Here is a 14,551-nt window from a genome sequence, read left to right on the forward strand (position 1 = left end):
GCCCGGCCGTACCCCTCGATGACGACGCTGGGCCGGGTCTCCGGCCGCGTGCTGCCGCCGGTGCCGCCGCTGGTCGCCGACGCCTCCCGTACGGTCGGCACGGCCGCGTCCCGGCTGGCCCGCGTGGTCGGGCTGACCCGGCGCCGGGTCTGGTCCCGGCCGGGGCGACACCACATCGAGGTGCACGGCGTCTGCCAGGACGGCGGCGACCTGCTCGCCCGGCAGGTCGAGGCGGCGCTGGAGGGGATGCCCGGGGTGGCCTGGGCCCGGGTGAACGCGCCGTCCGGCCGGGTGGTGGTGGCCGTCGAGGAGCCGAAGCCCGAGCTGCGCGACCTGATCGCCACGATCGCCCGCACCGAACGGGTCTGCCCGCACGAGCCGGACCCGGAGATCCCACCGCCGCACCCGCCCGAGGAGGGGCCCCGCACCCCCCGCACCCTCGGCGCGCTCGCCTCTGACGCGCTCGGCCTGACGATCTCGGCGGCCACCCGGATCCTCCCCCTCACTCCCGTCCCGGGCGAGGTCGCCGGCCTGCTCGGCGCCATCGACATGCACCCGAAGCTGCACGCCCTCGCCGACCGGAGGCTGCTGCGCGCCGACCCGCGCGCCGAGGTGATCTTCCCGCTCGCCGAGGCGGTCGTGCAGGGCCTCACCGGTGGCTGGACGGGCATCGTCCTGGACGGCGTCCAGCGGATCGTGCAGTGGAGCGAGGCCCGGGCCCAGCTTTCCGCCTGGACCCGCGCCGAGCCGCGGCTGACCGGCGACCCGGAGCGGGCCGTCGCCCGGGCACCGACGACCGAGCGGCCCCGCCCCGTGCCGGACGGCCCGGTCGAGCGGTACGCCAGTTGGGCGCTGGCCGCCGGCGCGGCGGCCGGCGCGGCGGCCTTCCCGGTCGTCGGCGGCAAGCGGGCCGCCGCGCTGGGGCTCTCCTCGCTGCCCAAGGCCCCCGGCAGTGGCCGGGAGGGGTACGCCGCCCAGCTCGGCCGGATGCTGGCCCGACGCGGGGTGATCGCGATGGACCGCACGGTGCTGCGCCGACTCGACCGGATCGACACCGTGGTGTTGGACGCCGCCGTCCTCGGCTCCGGGCGGGGCGTGCTGGCCGACCTCGCCCCGCTGGCCGGGGCGGACATCGGTGAGGTGTCCGGCCGCGCGTTCGCCCTCTTCGACCCGGCGGACCCGGACGGGGCGCGGGAGTCGGACGGCTGGCGACTCGCGCCGTTGGACGGGCCGACCGCCGAGGAGCCCGATGACACCGCGGACAGCCGCCGGCTGCGCGACGGCGGCGGGCTGCTGCTCGGCCTCGCCCACGACGGCACCCTCGCCGCGGTCATCCGGGTGGAGTCCGAACCCGCCCCCGGAGTGGACGCGCTGCCCACCGCCGCCCGGCGGGCCGGCCTGCGTCTGGTGGTGGCCGGTGACGACCCGCGCCGGTACGACTTCGCCGACAGCGTCCTGGCCGGCGGTGACCGGCTGACCGACACGATCCGCGGGCTGCAGCAGGGAGGCGCCGTGGTGCTGGTGGTCTCCGCGGACCGCCGGGCCCTCGCCGCGTCCGACTGCGGCCTCGGCGTCGCCGCCCCGGACGACCTGCCGCCCTGGGGCGCGCACCTGCTGGTCGGCACCGACCTGCGCGTACCGGCGCTGGTCATTGAGGCGGCCGGGGTGGCCCGGCGGATGACCGGGCAGAACATCCGGCTCGCCATGGCCGGCACCGGGCTCGGCGCGCTCGGCGCGTTCACCGCCGAGCGCGAGCAGTTGCCCGGGCGGACGCTGTCGGCGGTGAACGGCGCGGCGGCGGTGGCGTTCGCGCACGGGGTGTGGCGGGCGCGCCGGCTGCCGGACCCCGACGGGGCGCCCGCGCCGACCACCACCGCCTGGCACCTGATGCCGGTGCCGACCGTGCTGCGGCAGCTCGACACCACCCCGGACGGGCTGACCGGCGCCGAGGCGCGCCGCCGGCACGGTGCCGGCCCGGGCGCCCCGCCCGGACCGGGCGGGCTGCTCCGGGCCTTCGTCGACGAGCTGTCCAACCCGCTCACCCCGGTGCTGGCCGCCGGGGCGGTGCTCTCCGCGGCGTTCGGGTCGCTGGTCGACGCCGCCCTGGTCGGCGGGGTGGTGGGCGGGTCGGCGTTGCTCGGTGCGGTGCACCAGCGCAACACCGAACGGTCCCTGGCCGAGTTGCTGTCGCGCACCGCGGTCACCGCCCGGGTGCGCCGCGACGGCGCCGAACAGGTGCTCGTCGCCGAGGACCTGGTCCCCGGCGACGTGCTCGTCCTCGGTACGGGCGACGCGCTGCCGGCCGACTGCCGGGTGCTGACCGCGGACGGACTGGAGGCCGACGAGTCGTCGCTGACCGGGGAGTCGCTGCCGGTGCGCAAGACCGCCGAGCCGGTGGTGGCCGCCGCCGTCGCCGACCGCCGCTCGATGCTCTACGAGGGCACCACCGTCGCCGCCGGGCACGGCACCGCCGTGGTGGTGGCGACCGGCGCCGACACCGAGTCGGGTCGCAGCCTCGCCCTGGCCCGGCAGGCCCCGCCGGCCAGTGGCGTGGAAGCTCGCCTCGGCAAGCTGACCAGCGCGGCGGTGCCGCTGGCGGCCAGCTCGGCGATCGCGGTGGCGGGTGCGGGGCTGCTGCGGGGCGTACCGCTGGCCCAGACGGCGGCGACCGCCGCGAACCTGGCCGTGGCGTCGGTGCCGGAGGGGCTGCCGTTCCTGGTCAGCGCCGCGCAGCTGGCGGCGGCCCGGCGACTGGCCGAGCGCGGCGCGCTGGTCCGCAACCCGCGCACCATCGAGGCGCTGGGCCGGGTGGACGTGCTCTGTTTCGACAAGACCGGCACCCTCACCGAGGGCAGGCTGCTGCTCGCCGGGGTCGGCAACGACGGCGGGTACGCCCCGGTGGCGGAGCTCGACGAGACGTTGCGGCTGATCCTCGGCGCCGCGCTGCGGGCCACCCCGACCGCCGACGACCCGGAGCAGTTGCCGCAGCACACCGACCGGGCGGTCCGCCGCGGCGCCCGGGACGCCGGGGTGGTGGAGTGGACCGGCGCGGACGGCTGGACGGCGGTGGGGGGCCTGCCGTTCGAACCGTCCCGCGGCTACCACGCCACCATCGGGCGGACCGGGGACCGGCTGCTGCTCAGCGTGAAGGGCGCACCGGAGACGGTGCTGCCCCGGTGCAGCGCCTGGCGTACCGACGGTGGCCGGGACGAACCGCTGGACGACGAGGGGCGCAGCGGACTGCACGCGATGCTCGCCGACCGGGCCGGGGCGGGGCACCGGATCCTCGCCGTCGCCGAGTGCACGGTGGACGCCGAGGCGATCACCGACGAGCAGGTGCACGACATGGTCTTCGTCGGCTTCCTCGCCCTCGCCGACGGGGTACGCGAGAGCGCCGCCCCCGCCGTGCGCCGGATCCGGCAGGCCGGCGTGCACACCATCATGATCACCGGAGACCATCCGGCCACCGCCGAGGCGATCGCCTCGGTGATCAGCGCGGACGACGACGACCAGCGGGTGGCGACCGGCGCCGAGCTGGACAAGCTGGACGACGAGGCGCTCGGCGAGCGGCTCTCCCGCACCGACGTGGTGGCCCGCTGCACGCCGACGCACAAGGTACGGATCATCCAGGCGTTACAGAAGTGCGGGCGGACGGTCGCGATGACCGGCGACGGCGCCAACGACGCGCCGGCGATCCGGCTGGCCGACGTGGGCATCGCGCTCGGCCAGCGGGGCACCCCGGCCGCCCGGGCCGCCGCCGACCTGGTCGTCACCGACGACCGGCTGGAGACCATCATCGCCACCCTGGTGGAGGGGCGGGCCATGTGGTCGTCGGTCCGCCACGCGCTGAGCATCCTGGTCGGCGGCAACCTGGGCGAGATCGCGTTCAGCGTGCTGACCGCCGCCGCCACCGGCCGCTCCGCGCTCACCGGACGGCAACTCCTCCTGGTCAACCTCCTCACCGACCTGGCCCCGGCGATGGCCATCGCGATCCGACCGCCCGCCGCCGGCCACGCCGACGACCTGCTCCGGGAGGGGCCGGACACCTCGCTCGGCGGGACGATGACCCGGGAGATCGGCCTGCGCGCCGCCGCCACCACGCTCGGCGCGACGGCCGGCTGGACGCTGGCCCGCTACACCGGCCGGGAACGCCGGGCCGGCACCGTGGCGCTGGTGTCGCTGGTCGGCACCCAGCTCGGCCAGACCGTGCTGGCCGGAGGCACCAGCCCGATGGTGCTCGCCTGCACCGCGGTGTCGCTCGGCGTGCTCGTCACCGTGGTGCAGACCCCCGTGGTGAGCCACTTCTTCGGCTGCACCCCGCTCGGCCCGGTCGGCTGGAGCATCGCGGCCGGTTCGGCGCTCGGCGCGACCGTCGCCAACGGCGCGCTGACCCGACTGGTCGAGCGCTTCCCCCCGCCGTCCGGTTCAGCCGGCGCACGAGGGGTAGGGACGGAGCATGACGGATCGACCTGAGGTGACGTTCGTCGGCACCGCGACGACGGTGCTGCGGATCGGCGGGTTCACCCTGCTGACCGACCCGAACTTCCTGCACCGGGGGCAGCGGGCGTACCTGGGCAAGGGGCTGTGGTCGCGGCGGCGGACGGACCCGGCGCTGACGATCGCGCAACTTCCCACCCTGGACGCGGTGGTCCTGTCCCACCTGCACGGCGACCACTTCGACCGGGTGGCCCGCCGCGAACTCGACCACGGGCTGCCCATCGTCACCACCCCGTCCGCCGGGCGGAAGCTGCGCCGCTGGGGCTTCGACGCCGCCGAGGGACTGGACACCTGGCAGTCCCGGGAACTGCGCCGCGACGGCGCGACGCTGCGGCTGACCGCGCTGCCCGGACAGCACGGGCCGGGGGCGCTGGACCGGCTCCTGCCCGACGTGATGGGGACCATGATCGACCTGGAGCACGCCGGCGAACGCCGGTTCCGGCTCTACGTCACCGGTGACACGCTGCGCCGGCCGCAGCTCGCCGAGATCCCCCGGCGCTACCCCGACATCGACGCGATGCTGATCCATCTGGGCGGCACCCGGATCGCCGGGATCCTGCTCACCATGGACGCGAAGCAGGGCGCCGACCTGGTCGAGCTGATCCGGCCGAAGCTCACCGTGCCGATCCACTACGACGACTACCCGGTGTTCCGGTCACCGCTGCGGCACTTCGTCGAGGAGGCCCGCCGGCGCGGGCTGGTGTCGACGGTACGCACCATCGCGCGCGGCGAAACCGTGCCGCTGACCGGCTGAGCCGCCCCGCGTACGTACGCCGATCGCCGCCGGCCGGCCGGAGCCGGTGGGCGGCGATCGTTGGTGCCGGTCGGTCAGGCCCGCTCGGAGATGGCCTCGATGAGGTCGCCCACCGGGCGCTCGGGCAGCGACCGGGCCACGTCGGCCACGGCCACGATCCCGACGAGTTCGTGCCCGTCGATGACCGGCAGCCGGCGCACCTTGTGCTGGCCCATCGTGCGCAGGATCTCGGCGGCGTCGTCGTCCGCGCCGATGGTGACGGCCTCGCCCTGGGCCAGCTCACCGGCGGTCACCTTCGCCGGGTCCTTCCCCTCGGCGAGGACCTTCACCACGATGTCGCGGTCGGTGACCATCCCCTTGAGTCGGTTGTCGTCGCCGCAGATCGGCAGCGCACCGACGCCCAGTTCGGCCATCCGTCGGGCCGCGGCCCGCAGGTCGTCCTGCTCACGGACGCAGGTCACGTCGCTGGTCATGATCTCGCGTGCGGTCGGCATGATGACACCTCGCTTTCCGGGGGGTTGTCGTTCTGAAATCCCTACCCCCGGCCCGCCGACCCATGCCGTTCAATTCCGGTGGTGCCGTTCCTCCCGCCAGAGCTCGTGCCCCCGCAGCAGCCAACCGAGCCACCACACGCCGAAGAAGACCAAAAAGATCGCGAGGAACACGACGACCGCGAACCCCGCGTCGGCGGTCGACGACAGGCCGGCCAGGCAGAGCGAGAGCAGCATCAGGCCGGGCAGCAGCGGCCGTTCCGACGGATGCCTCATCCGATCCCCTCGCGTCGTCCGGGCCGTCATTCTCGCCCACCCGACGCAGTCCTGTCCGACCCGCGGCGACCTCAGCCGGTCGGCTCCCAGGTGGCCGCGGCGCGGCGCAGCCGGTCGTTGACCGCCCGCCCCACGCCCACGTCGGGCACCGCCTCGGCGAGGATCTCGGTCACCCCGGCGGCGTCGAGCCGGTGCAGCGCGTCGAAGAGCCGGGCGGCCGCCTCCGTCACGTCACCGGCGGGCGAGAGCACCTCGACCGCCGCGTAGCCGTCCGCCGGCCGCTCCTGAAAGGCCAGGAAGCCGCGCCGGGCGCCGTCGCCGGGCGCCGGCACCGCGCCGGCCACCACCCGCAACGGGGTACGCGGGGCGTAGTGCGCGGCCAGCGTCCCCGGCGCCACCGGCTGCCCCGAGCTGCCCGGCCGTACGCTCACCGGCCCGGCCACCGCGATCAGGTCCTCCAGGGCGAGCGCGCCCAGCCGCAGCACCACCGGCTGCGGGCCTCGGGCATCCACGATGGTCGACTCGATCCCGCACCGGGTCGGCCCGCCGTCGAGCACCACGTCGACCGCAGCGCCGAGCCCCTGCACCACGTGCTCGGCGCGGGTCGGGCTGAGCTGCCCGAACCGGTTGGCGCTGGGGGCGGCGACCGGTACCCCGGCGGCCCGGATCAGCGCCCGGGCGGACGGCTCGTCGGGCACCCGCACCGCCATGGTGTCCAGGCCGGAGGTGACGATCGGCGGGATGTCGGCGGGCCGCTCCACGAGCAGGGTGAGCGGGCCCGGCCAGAACCGCTCGGCCAGCGCGGCGACCGCCGGGGGCACCGGCCCGACCAGCTTCTCCAGGTCGGCGGCGTCGGCCAGGTGACTGATCAGCGGGTCGAAGCTGGGCCGGGCCTTGGCCTCGAAGATCCGAGCGGCGGCCCGCGCGTCCAGGGCGTTCGCGCCGAGCCCGTAGACGGTCTCGGTGGGGAACGCGACCAGCCCACCGGCGCGCAGGACGGCGGCGGCCTCGGCGATACCGCTGTCGGCGGGCAGGATGCGGGGGTTTCCAGTGCTCACGCTCCGACGCTAGCCTGCCCCTGGTCAGTGGGATCCCCCGGACCTCCCACCGGTGGTCAGCCACTCGTCCAGCTCGCGCACGTACCGCGGCGCCCACTTCGGGGTCCAGCGCAGGAAGTAGACGCTCATCGACAGGGCGTGGACGGCGTGACCGAGCCGGACCCGGGACTCCCAGTCGTCCGGCAGCGGGCACACCTCGTGGTAAGCCTCGAGGAACACCGCCCGACCCTCCGGGAACTCGTCGAAGATGTGCTCGTCGAGCTTGCCGAAGTCCAGGAACGGGTCCGCGTAGCGGCCGTGCTCGAAATCGAGCAGGCAGGCGATCCGTCCGTCGCGGAGGAGCATGTTCTGGCGCCACAGGTCGCCGTGGGTCAACGACGGCGTCCGTCCGGGGGCACGGCGTCGATGGCGCGGTGGATCGCCCGGGACAGGCCGTCGCGGCCGACCGAGGTGATGTCCGGCGGCGCCTGGACCAGCTGGGAGTCGACGAGGGCGTGCAGGAACGTCCGGACGTCCGGGTACTTCTCGGCGCCGAGCACGTCCCCGAACCACGGGCCGGCGCAGGAGTGGACGCGGCCCACGAGGTCGCCCAGCTCACCGGCGAACCTCAGACGCCGGGCGGCGTCCATCGCCTCCCACGCGTCGTTGGCGGGCGTACCGTGCTGGTACTCCTGCACCAGCAGCGGCGCCGCCAGGGCGGCGCTCCGGGGCACGAAGGCACGGAACCGCACCACGGGGACGCCCCCCTCGGCGGCCCGACGGGTGGTGGCGACGAGCCGTCGCAGGTGCTCGGGGTCGGTGTCCCGTACCGGTGTCTTCACCAGCAGCGGGCCCTCGTCCGTGTCGGCGACCCACTGCCGGCTGGTGTAGCCGGCGTCGAGTCGCCGGACGCCCGCGACCCGGATGCCGGGGCACGCCTCGGCCAGCGCGCTGCGGGCCGCCTCGCTGCCCATCGCGTCCTCGTCGGCGGGCCCGCTACCCCCGGGCCCAGCAGGTCGTGTCATTCGGGGAAGTGTGCCAGCCACCCGCTGCCGCCGGGTGCCGGCTTCCTCCGGCCAGGCCTGGCCCGGCCACGGTTTGACGCTCGGATCAACCGGGCAGAAAATCACGGTGACCGCCGCCGAAGGGCCACCCACCATCGAGTTCATTCGGTCGGGACGCCGTCGGACCGCCGTCGTGGTCATCGGGCTGCTCCTCGTCGTGGGAGCCTCGGTCGCGTTCAACCTCACACGGGGCCGGCAGTGGTGGGATGGGCTCTGGCTGGGGCTGCTGTGTTTCGGGATCTTCGAGGTCTCCCGGCGGGTGGCCCGCCCGCCGGACTCCGGGTACCAGGCCCGGCTGCCCCTGCGGCTCACCCGCGATCACCTGGAGGTGTCCGGTCCGGGCGACATCACCGTGACCATCGACTGGTCGAACATCGCCCGCGCCGAGATCCACGGGGTGTTGGCGGCGTTCCTCGTGATCGAGCCGGTCGACCCCGACCGGACCCGGCCCCCGCTGAAGCGCTGGCAATGGGCGGGACACGGGCAGAGCCGACCCCACGAGATCCTGGTACCGCTCGCCCACCTGGCTCCGGGCCGCGACGTGCTGCGCCGCGAGCTGGCTCGCCGACTGCCCGCCGGCCGCGAGCACCCACCGGCGCCGCGGTGACTGTGGGCGGGCGGAGCATCGGACCGACTCGGTCCGCCCGTCACCGGTCCCACGGAGGAAACGACCTTCCCGGCGGTCCGGGGCGAGGAAGCCGTAGCCGGTGCCGCCACCGAAGTTGAGCGCGTACGGGTCGTCGGGTCCGTGGCCTTCTCCGCCGTCGAGCTGGAAGTGGAACCGCCACGCGATCTCCCTGCCCAAGGACGGCTTGGACGTGGACCAGGAGGCGCAGTTCCGCGCCTTACCTGGTTCGCGTAGTTCCATACTTGCCTGAGCTGTTGGCGGATCTCCTCGTCGGACAGGTTCCGCCCATCCGGGTCCGAGGTCACGGACCGACGTGATACGACTACTTCTATAGTGGCGCGAGGCGGACGTTAGCAGGCGAAAGATGACAATCGGCGGCTTGCGTGGTCTGCTTCGCGGCCGCGAGGGGGAGCTCCTTCTCGACCTGGTTTATGTCTTCGCGCTCGCCCGGATCTCGGAGCGGCTGATCGAGGATTTCACCGCACAGCGGCGGGTCGTTCTGCCGGAACTCGGTCAGACGGCGTTGTTGCTGCTAGCCCTCTGGTTGACCTGGGTCCGCGCGGCGATCATTTCCAGCGCCATCGATCCGCGGAAACGGGCGATCCGGCTCGTGCTCGTCCTGGTCATGTTCGGCGTCATGATCATGGCGGTTACGCTGCCCTTTGCGTTCGGTGATCGAGCCGTGGTCTTCGCGGTCAGCTATGTCGCCCTCCAATTCGGCAAGTGCTTCGTGCTCCTGCTCGGTCGGTACGACCGGGAGCGGCACAGCCCCGCGCGGGCACTCTGCTGGGCAGCGTTATCCGCCGTACCCTGGATCGCCGGGGCGGTTCTCTTCCCGGAGAGTCCCGCGCGCGGGGTCCTGTGGACGCTGGCGTTGGCGCTGGACTACACGGGACTCGCTCTCGGCTGGCCCGTTCCGGGACTTGGCCGCACCCGTATCGACGACTGGAAGCTCACCGGCGAGCACATCGCCGAGCGCTTTCAGCAGTTCATCGTCATCGCGCTCGGTGAGACGATCCTGCTCACGGGGATGACGTTCGCGGAGCAGTTCACGTCCGATCGGGTGGTGCCGAGCGTCGTGTCCTTCGCCACCACGATGCTGATGTGGCGAATCTACTTCCACCGCGCTGGGGCGATGTTTCCCGCCGCCATCGAGGCCATCCCCAGCCCAGCCCGCCTCAGTCGGTCCGGGTTCCACACGCAGCTGACCATCGCGACCGGCATCCTCGCCACCGGCGTCGGCCACGCGCTGGTCATCCATCATCCGGTCCTGCACGGGGATCCGCTGTGGCTCGCGGTCATCCTGGGTGGGCCCGCGCTGTTCCTGGCTGGGCGGGCCCGCCTCGAGTACGAGGTGTTCGCCCGGGTGTCAGCGTCCCGCGTCATCGGACTTCTCGCGCTGGCCGCCCTGGCACCGGTGATGGTCCGCCTGCCGCCGCTGATCGCCACCAGCGCCGCAGCCACCGTGCTGGCCGGGATCGCGGCGTGGGACACGATCCGCGAGCGGAAACACCCGGGTGAGAATGCCTCGCCGCCCAGGTCGACCCGACAGCGACGCTGACCGCGCCGAGGCAGGCGTTGCCGAGCTTGTGACCAGGTCAAGTGGTGTGGTGGAGCCCAGGGGACTCGAACCCCTAACCCCTGCCTTGCAAAGGCAGTGCTCTGCCAGTTGAGCTAGGGCCCCCAGTGGCGACCATTGCCGCCAGGCACGAGCGTCAGCGCAGGTCGGGCGCGGTGGTGGCCTCGTGCCACAGGGCGCGCTCGTCGTTGGAAGCCTTGACCTTCTTGGCCACGACGGCGGCGACGCCGACGATGCCGACGAGGAACAGGAGCTTCTTGACCATGGGAGACCCCTCGCGCTCGACGTGCCGTCGGAACGGTGTGCGGTGGGGCTAGCTGGAATCGAACCAGCGACCTCAGAGTTATCAGCTCTGCGCTCTAACCGACTGAGCTATAGCCCCGCGTGGCGACGAGCAAGGTTAACCCATCGCCTCGTCCGGCCCCAAATCGGGGGTGGCCGTGGCGCTCGCGCCCTCTGTGACCGTACCCGGAGCGGCCGCACATCGGCGACCGCTTTCCCCGGGGCCTCGCCCCGAGATCGCCCCCCGGTTTGCGGCGTGTCGGGGTGTCCCGACGAGCGGACACCCCGACACGCCGCAAACCGGGGCTACCGGGGGCGCCCCACTCGGGAACCGGGGCCGGACGCGGCGACGCCGGGGCTACCGCGATGGCGGCGGCCCCGGCGTCGGTGTGGCTGAGGATCAGTCGCGCTCGGCGAGGGTCAGCTCGATCCCGCCGACCAGGTCGGCGCAGACGTTGTAGACGAACGCGCCGAGCGTGGCGAGGGCGGTGAACAGCACGACGTTGACCAGGCCGATCAGCGCCGAGCTGAGGATCACACCCTTGGCGGTGATCTGGAAGCCGCTGGCGCTCTGCCCACCGCCGGCGTTGACCAGGTCGGTCAGGCTGTCGTTGACGCTCTGGAAGACCCCCATCGCGTCGAGGGCCAGGTAGAGCACCGAGGTGGCGACCACCACGACGATGAAGAGCACCACGGAGACGGCGAAGGCGAACTTCATCACGGACCAGGGGTCGATCCGCTTGAGGTTCAGCCGGGCCCGGCGCGGCCCGCGGGAAGCGGCCGAGCTGACCGAGGTACGCGCGGCGCGTACCGCGTCACCGACCCGCGCGGCTCCGACGGCGGCCGCGCCACCGATGCCCGGCGGCAGGCCGCCACCGTTGGCGGGGCGACCGGTGGACGCCTGACGGGCACCGTCCGGGGACGGCTTGGCGCCCCCGGTCACCTTCGGCTGGGTGCCGGTGGTGGCCGGGGACGTGGCGGCCCCGGCCCTGATCGGCTGGGTCGTGTTGCTCGACTTGGCCGAGGTGACCACCGGCACGGTGGCGGAGCTGGGCGCGTCGGTCCCCGATGTGGGGGCCTGCTCGCTACTCGTCCCCGAGTCGTCGCCGGGCTTGTCCGGTGGCGGTGCCATTCCCGGGGCCCGGGTGAACTTCGGGGCAGGCGCATCGGCGGGGACGGTCGCCCGGCCCACGGCAGCGCGACCGGCCGCGGTTGTGCCGCCCTTGGCGGCCTCCTCGTCGACCGGGTTGGCCGAGGTCCCCGTGTTCCCCGACTTCGCCTGTGTCTCCGTCATTCAACTAGTCCTGTTCGTCAGGCTCGTCGGCATTGCGAGCAATCGCCACGATAGTCACGCCGTCCGGGAGGTCCATCAGCTTGACCCCCATTGTGTTCCGGTCACGCGTACGGCGTACAGGCTTCACCGGAGTCCGGATGACACCGCCGTTGCTGGTGATGGCGAACAGCTCGTCGTCCGGGTCGATCACGACAGCGCCGACCAGACCACCGCGTCGTTCGGTGATCTTCGCAGTCAGCACGCCCTTACCTCCCCGGCCCTGGACCGGGTATTCCTCGATCGGGGTACGTTTCGCGTATCCCCCGTTCGTTGCCACCAGAACGTCCATGCCCTCCCGGACCACCTCCATGGCGAGCAGGACGTCGTCGTCGGTGAAGCGCATGCCGATCACGCCCGTGGTCGCCCGACCCATCGGGCGCAGCGCCTCGTCGCTGGCGTTGAACCGGATCGCCTGCGCCTTCTTGGAGACCAGGAGCAGGTCGTCCGAGGGCGCGACGAGGGCCGCTCCGACCAGCTCGTCCTCATCACGCAGGTTGATCGCGATGATGCCACCGGAGCGGTTGGAGTCGAACTCCTCGAGCCGAGTCTTCTTCACCAGGCCGTTCTTCGTGGCGAGTACCAGGTAGGGCGCCACCTGGTAGTTCGGGATTTCGATGATCTGAGCGATCTGCTCGTCCGGCAGGAAGGCGAGCAGGTTGGCCACGTGCTGGCCCTTGGCCACCCTACTGGCTTCCGGCAACTCGTACGCCTTGGCCCGGTAGACGCGGCCCTTGTTGGTGAAGAACAGGATCCAGTCGTGTGTGGAGCATACGAAAAAGTGGCTGACGATGTCGTCCTGCCGCAGCGTCGCCCCGCTGACGCCCTTGCCGCCGCGCCGCTGGGAGCGGTACAGGTCGACCTTGGTGCGCTTGGCGTACCCGGTGCGGGTGATGGTGACCACCACGTCCTCGCGGGCGATCAGGTCCTCCATCGAGACCTCGCCGTCGAACGGCACGATCTTCGTACGCCGGTCGTCGCCCCACTTCGCGACGATCTCGCCGAGCTCCTCCGAGACGATCCGCCGCTGCCGCTCGGGCTTGGCGAGGATGTCCTTGAGGTCGGCGATCTCGATCTCGAGCTTGGTGAGGTCGTCGATGATCCGCTGCCGCTCCAGGGCGGCCAGGCGGCGCAGCTGCATGTCCAGGATCGCGGTCGCCTGGATCTCGTCGATCTCCAGCAGCCGGATCAGGCCCTGGCGGGCGTCGTCGACGGTGGGCGAGCGCCGGATCAGGGCGATCACCTCGTCGAGGGCGTCCAGCGCCTTGGCCAGACCGCGCAGGATGTGCGCCCGCTCCTCGGCCTTGCGCAGCCGGAACGCGGTCCGCCGGCGGATCACGTCGATCTGGTGCTCGACGTAGTAGCGGATGAACTGGGCCAGGTTCAGCGTGCGCGGCACGCCGTCGACCAGGGCCAGCATGTTGGCGCCGAAGGTCTCCTGGAGCTGGGTGTGCTTGTAGAGGTTGTTCAGCACCACCTTGGCGACCGCGTCGCGCTTCAGGACGAGCACGATCCGCATGCCGGTACGCCCGGAGGACTCGTCGCGGATGTCGGCGATGCCGGCGAGCTTGCCCTCCTTGATCAGCTCGGCGATCCGCTCGGCGAGGTTGTCCGGGTTGACCTGGTAGGGCAGCTCGCTGACCACCAGGCAGGGGCGACCGCGCTTGTCCTCCTCGACCTCGACCACCGCGCGCATCCGGATCGAGCCCCGCCCGGTGCGGTACGCGTCCTGGATGGCGGCCTGGCCGACGATCAGGCCGTAGGTGGGGAAGTCGGGGCCCTTGACGATCTCCAGCAGCGCTTCGAGGGTGGTCGCCTCGTCCGCCTCCGGGTGCTCCAGGCACCACTGCACCGCCGCGCCGATCTCGCGCAGGTTGTGCGGGGGGATCTTGGTGGCCATGCCGACCGCGATGCCCTCGGAGCCGTTGACCAGCAGGTTGGGGATCCGCGACGGCAGGATGGTGGGCTCCTTGGCCCGGCCGTCGTAGTTGTCCTGGAGGTCGACGGTGTCCTCGTCGATGTCCCGCAGCATCTCCATGGCCAGCGGGTCGAGCTTGCACTCGGTGTACCGCATGGCGGCGGCCGGGTCGTTGCCCGGCGAGCCGAAGTTGCCGTTGCCGTCGACCAGCGGGTACCGCAGCGACCAGGGCTGCGCCATCCGGACCAGCGCGTCGTAGATCGCCGAGTCGCCGTGCGGGTGGAACTGGCCCATCACGTCGCCGACGACGCGGGAGCACTTCACGTAGCCGCGGTCCGGCCGGTAACCCGAGTCGAACATGGCGTAGAGGATCTTGCGGTGGACCGGCTTGAGCCCGTCCCGGACGTCCGGCAGGGCCCGCCCGACGATGACGCTCATCGCGTAGTCGAGGTACGAGCGCTGCATCTCGACCTCGAGGCCCACCGGCTCGATCCGGTCGTGCTGCACGACGGCCGCGACGGTTGTCTCCGGGATCTCCGGCTCGTTCGGGATGGACTCGGGAGTATCGGTCACTGTTAACCCTTATCAGACTCAGAGTCGTTTTCGTGCTGTGGATAACGGCTGTGGAAACCGGCCAAGCTGTGGATAACTCTGTGGACCGACGGGTCGGCCGGGGACTGCCCGGCCGACCCGTC

The 14,551-nt window shown here is 72.8% G+C and carries 12 protein-coding genes and 2 tRNA genes; 4 read left to right on the plus strand and 10 right to left on the minus strand.

Going from position 1 to position 14,551, the window contains the following annotated elements:
* Positions 1 to 18 precede the first annotated feature (18 nt).
* Together AC5L3Z_RS11565 and AC5L3Z_RS11570 are read left to right on the plus strand one after the other, a co-directional pair.
* On the plus strand, positions 19 to 4,473 hold the full coding sequence (locus AC5L3Z_RS11565; RefSeq protein WP_494841544.1) for an HAD-IC family P-type ATPase: 4,455 nt from the start codon (positions 19 to 21) through the stop codon (positions 4,471 to 4,473).
* A complete protein-coding gene (locus tag AC5L3Z_RS11570; RefSeq protein WP_494841545.1) occupies positions 4,457 to 5,251 on the plus strand; it encodes an MBL fold metallo-hydrolase in 795 nt (264 codons plus the stop codon). The genes AC5L3Z_RS11565 and AC5L3Z_RS11570 overlap by 17 nt, the downstream gene beginning before the upstream one ends.
* Positions 5,252 to 5,325: 74 nt before the next feature.
* Here the strand turns inward: AC5L3Z_RS11570 and AC5L3Z_RS11575 are convergent, their stop codons facing one another.
* The 5 genes from AC5L3Z_RS11575 to AC5L3Z_RS11595 all read right to left on the minus strand — a co-directional run bounded on the left by AC5L3Z_RS11575 (position 5,326) and on the right by AC5L3Z_RS11595 (position 8,080).
* Complete coding sequence (locus AC5L3Z_RS11575) at positions 5,326 to 5,745, minus strand: CBS domain-containing protein (protein WP_494841546.1); 420 nt, start codon at positions 5,743 to 5,745, stop codon at positions 5,326 to 5,328.
* Between the two features lie 69 nt (positions 5,746 to 5,814).
* Entirely contained in the window at positions 5,815 to 6,018 is a 204-nt protein-coding gene (locus tag AC5L3Z_RS11580) for a hypothetical protein (protein WP_494841547.1), read from the minus strand.
* Between the two features lie 71 nt (positions 6,019 to 6,089).
* Positions 6,090 to 7,052, minus strand: a complete 963-nt coding sequence (locus AC5L3Z_RS11585) for an L-threonylcarbamoyladenylate synthase (RefSeq protein WP_494841695.1) — start codon at positions 7,050 to 7,052, stop codon at positions 6,090 to 6,092.
* Between the two features lie 48 nt (positions 7,053 to 7,100).
* Positions 7,101 to 7,451 carry a phosphotransferase family protein gene (locus tag AC5L3Z_RS11590; RefSeq protein WP_494841548.1) on the minus strand — a complete coding sequence of 117 codons (351 nt, stop codon included), beginning with the start codon at positions 7,449 to 7,451 and terminating at the stop codon, positions 7,101 to 7,103.
* On the minus strand, positions 7,448 to 8,080 hold the full coding sequence (locus AC5L3Z_RS11595; RefSeq protein WP_494841549.1) for a phosphotransferase family protein: 633 nt from the start codon (positions 8,078 to 8,080) through the stop codon (positions 7,448 to 7,450). Before AC5L3Z_RS11595 ends, AC5L3Z_RS11590 begins: the two co-directional genes overlap by 4 nt.
* A 106-nt stretch (positions 8,081 to 8,186) precedes the next feature.
* Here AC5L3Z_RS11595 and AC5L3Z_RS11600 point away from each other — a divergent pair, with 106 nt between their 5' ends.
* Positions 8,187 to 8,726, plus strand: a complete 540-nt coding sequence (locus AC5L3Z_RS11600) for a hypothetical protein (protein WP_494841550.1) — start codon at positions 8,187 to 8,189, stop codon at positions 8,724 to 8,726.
* Between the two features lie 385 nt (positions 8,727 to 9,111).
* Positions 9,112 to 10,308: a low temperature requirement protein A gene (locus AC5L3Z_RS11605; RefSeq protein ID WP_494841551.1), complete on the plus strand. Its 1,197-nt coding sequence runs from the start codon at positions 9,112 to 9,114 to the stop codon at positions 10,306 to 10,308.
* 47 nt (positions 10,309 to 10,355) lie between these two features.
* Here AC5L3Z_RS11605 and AC5L3Z_RS11610 read toward each other — a convergent pair.
* From AC5L3Z_RS11610 to gyrA, 5 genes are all read right to left on the minus strand, one after another.
* A tRNA-Ala gene (locus AC5L3Z_RS11610) sits at positions 10,356 to 10,431 on the minus strand.
* Positions 10,432 to 10,462: 31 nt separating this feature from the next.
* Positions 10,463 to 10,591 (minus strand): DLW-39 family protein, encoded by a 129-nt coding sequence (locus AC5L3Z_RS11615; protein WP_334529178.1) that lies wholly within the window; start codon positions 10,589 to 10,591, stop codon positions 10,463 to 10,465.
* Positions 10,592 to 10,634: 43 nt separating this feature from the next.
* Positions 10,635 to 10,708 (minus strand) — tRNA-Ile (locus tag AC5L3Z_RS11620).
* Positions 10,709 to 11,008: 300 nt separating this feature from the next.
* Entirely contained in the window at positions 11,009 to 11,902 is an 894-nt protein-coding gene (locus AC5L3Z_RS11625) for a DUF3566 domain-containing protein (protein ID WP_494841552.1), read from the minus strand.
* 4 nt (positions 11,903 to 11,906) lie between these two features.
* Positions 11,907 to 14,429 (minus strand): DNA gyrase subunit A, encoded by a 2,523-nt coding sequence (gyrA, locus tag AC5L3Z_RS11630; RefSeq protein WP_494841553.1) that lies wholly within the window; start codon positions 14,427 to 14,429, stop codon positions 11,907 to 11,909.
* Positions 14,430 to 14,551 lie beyond the last annotated feature (122 nt).

This window comes from Micromonospora sp. LZ37 (assembly GCF_059359015.1).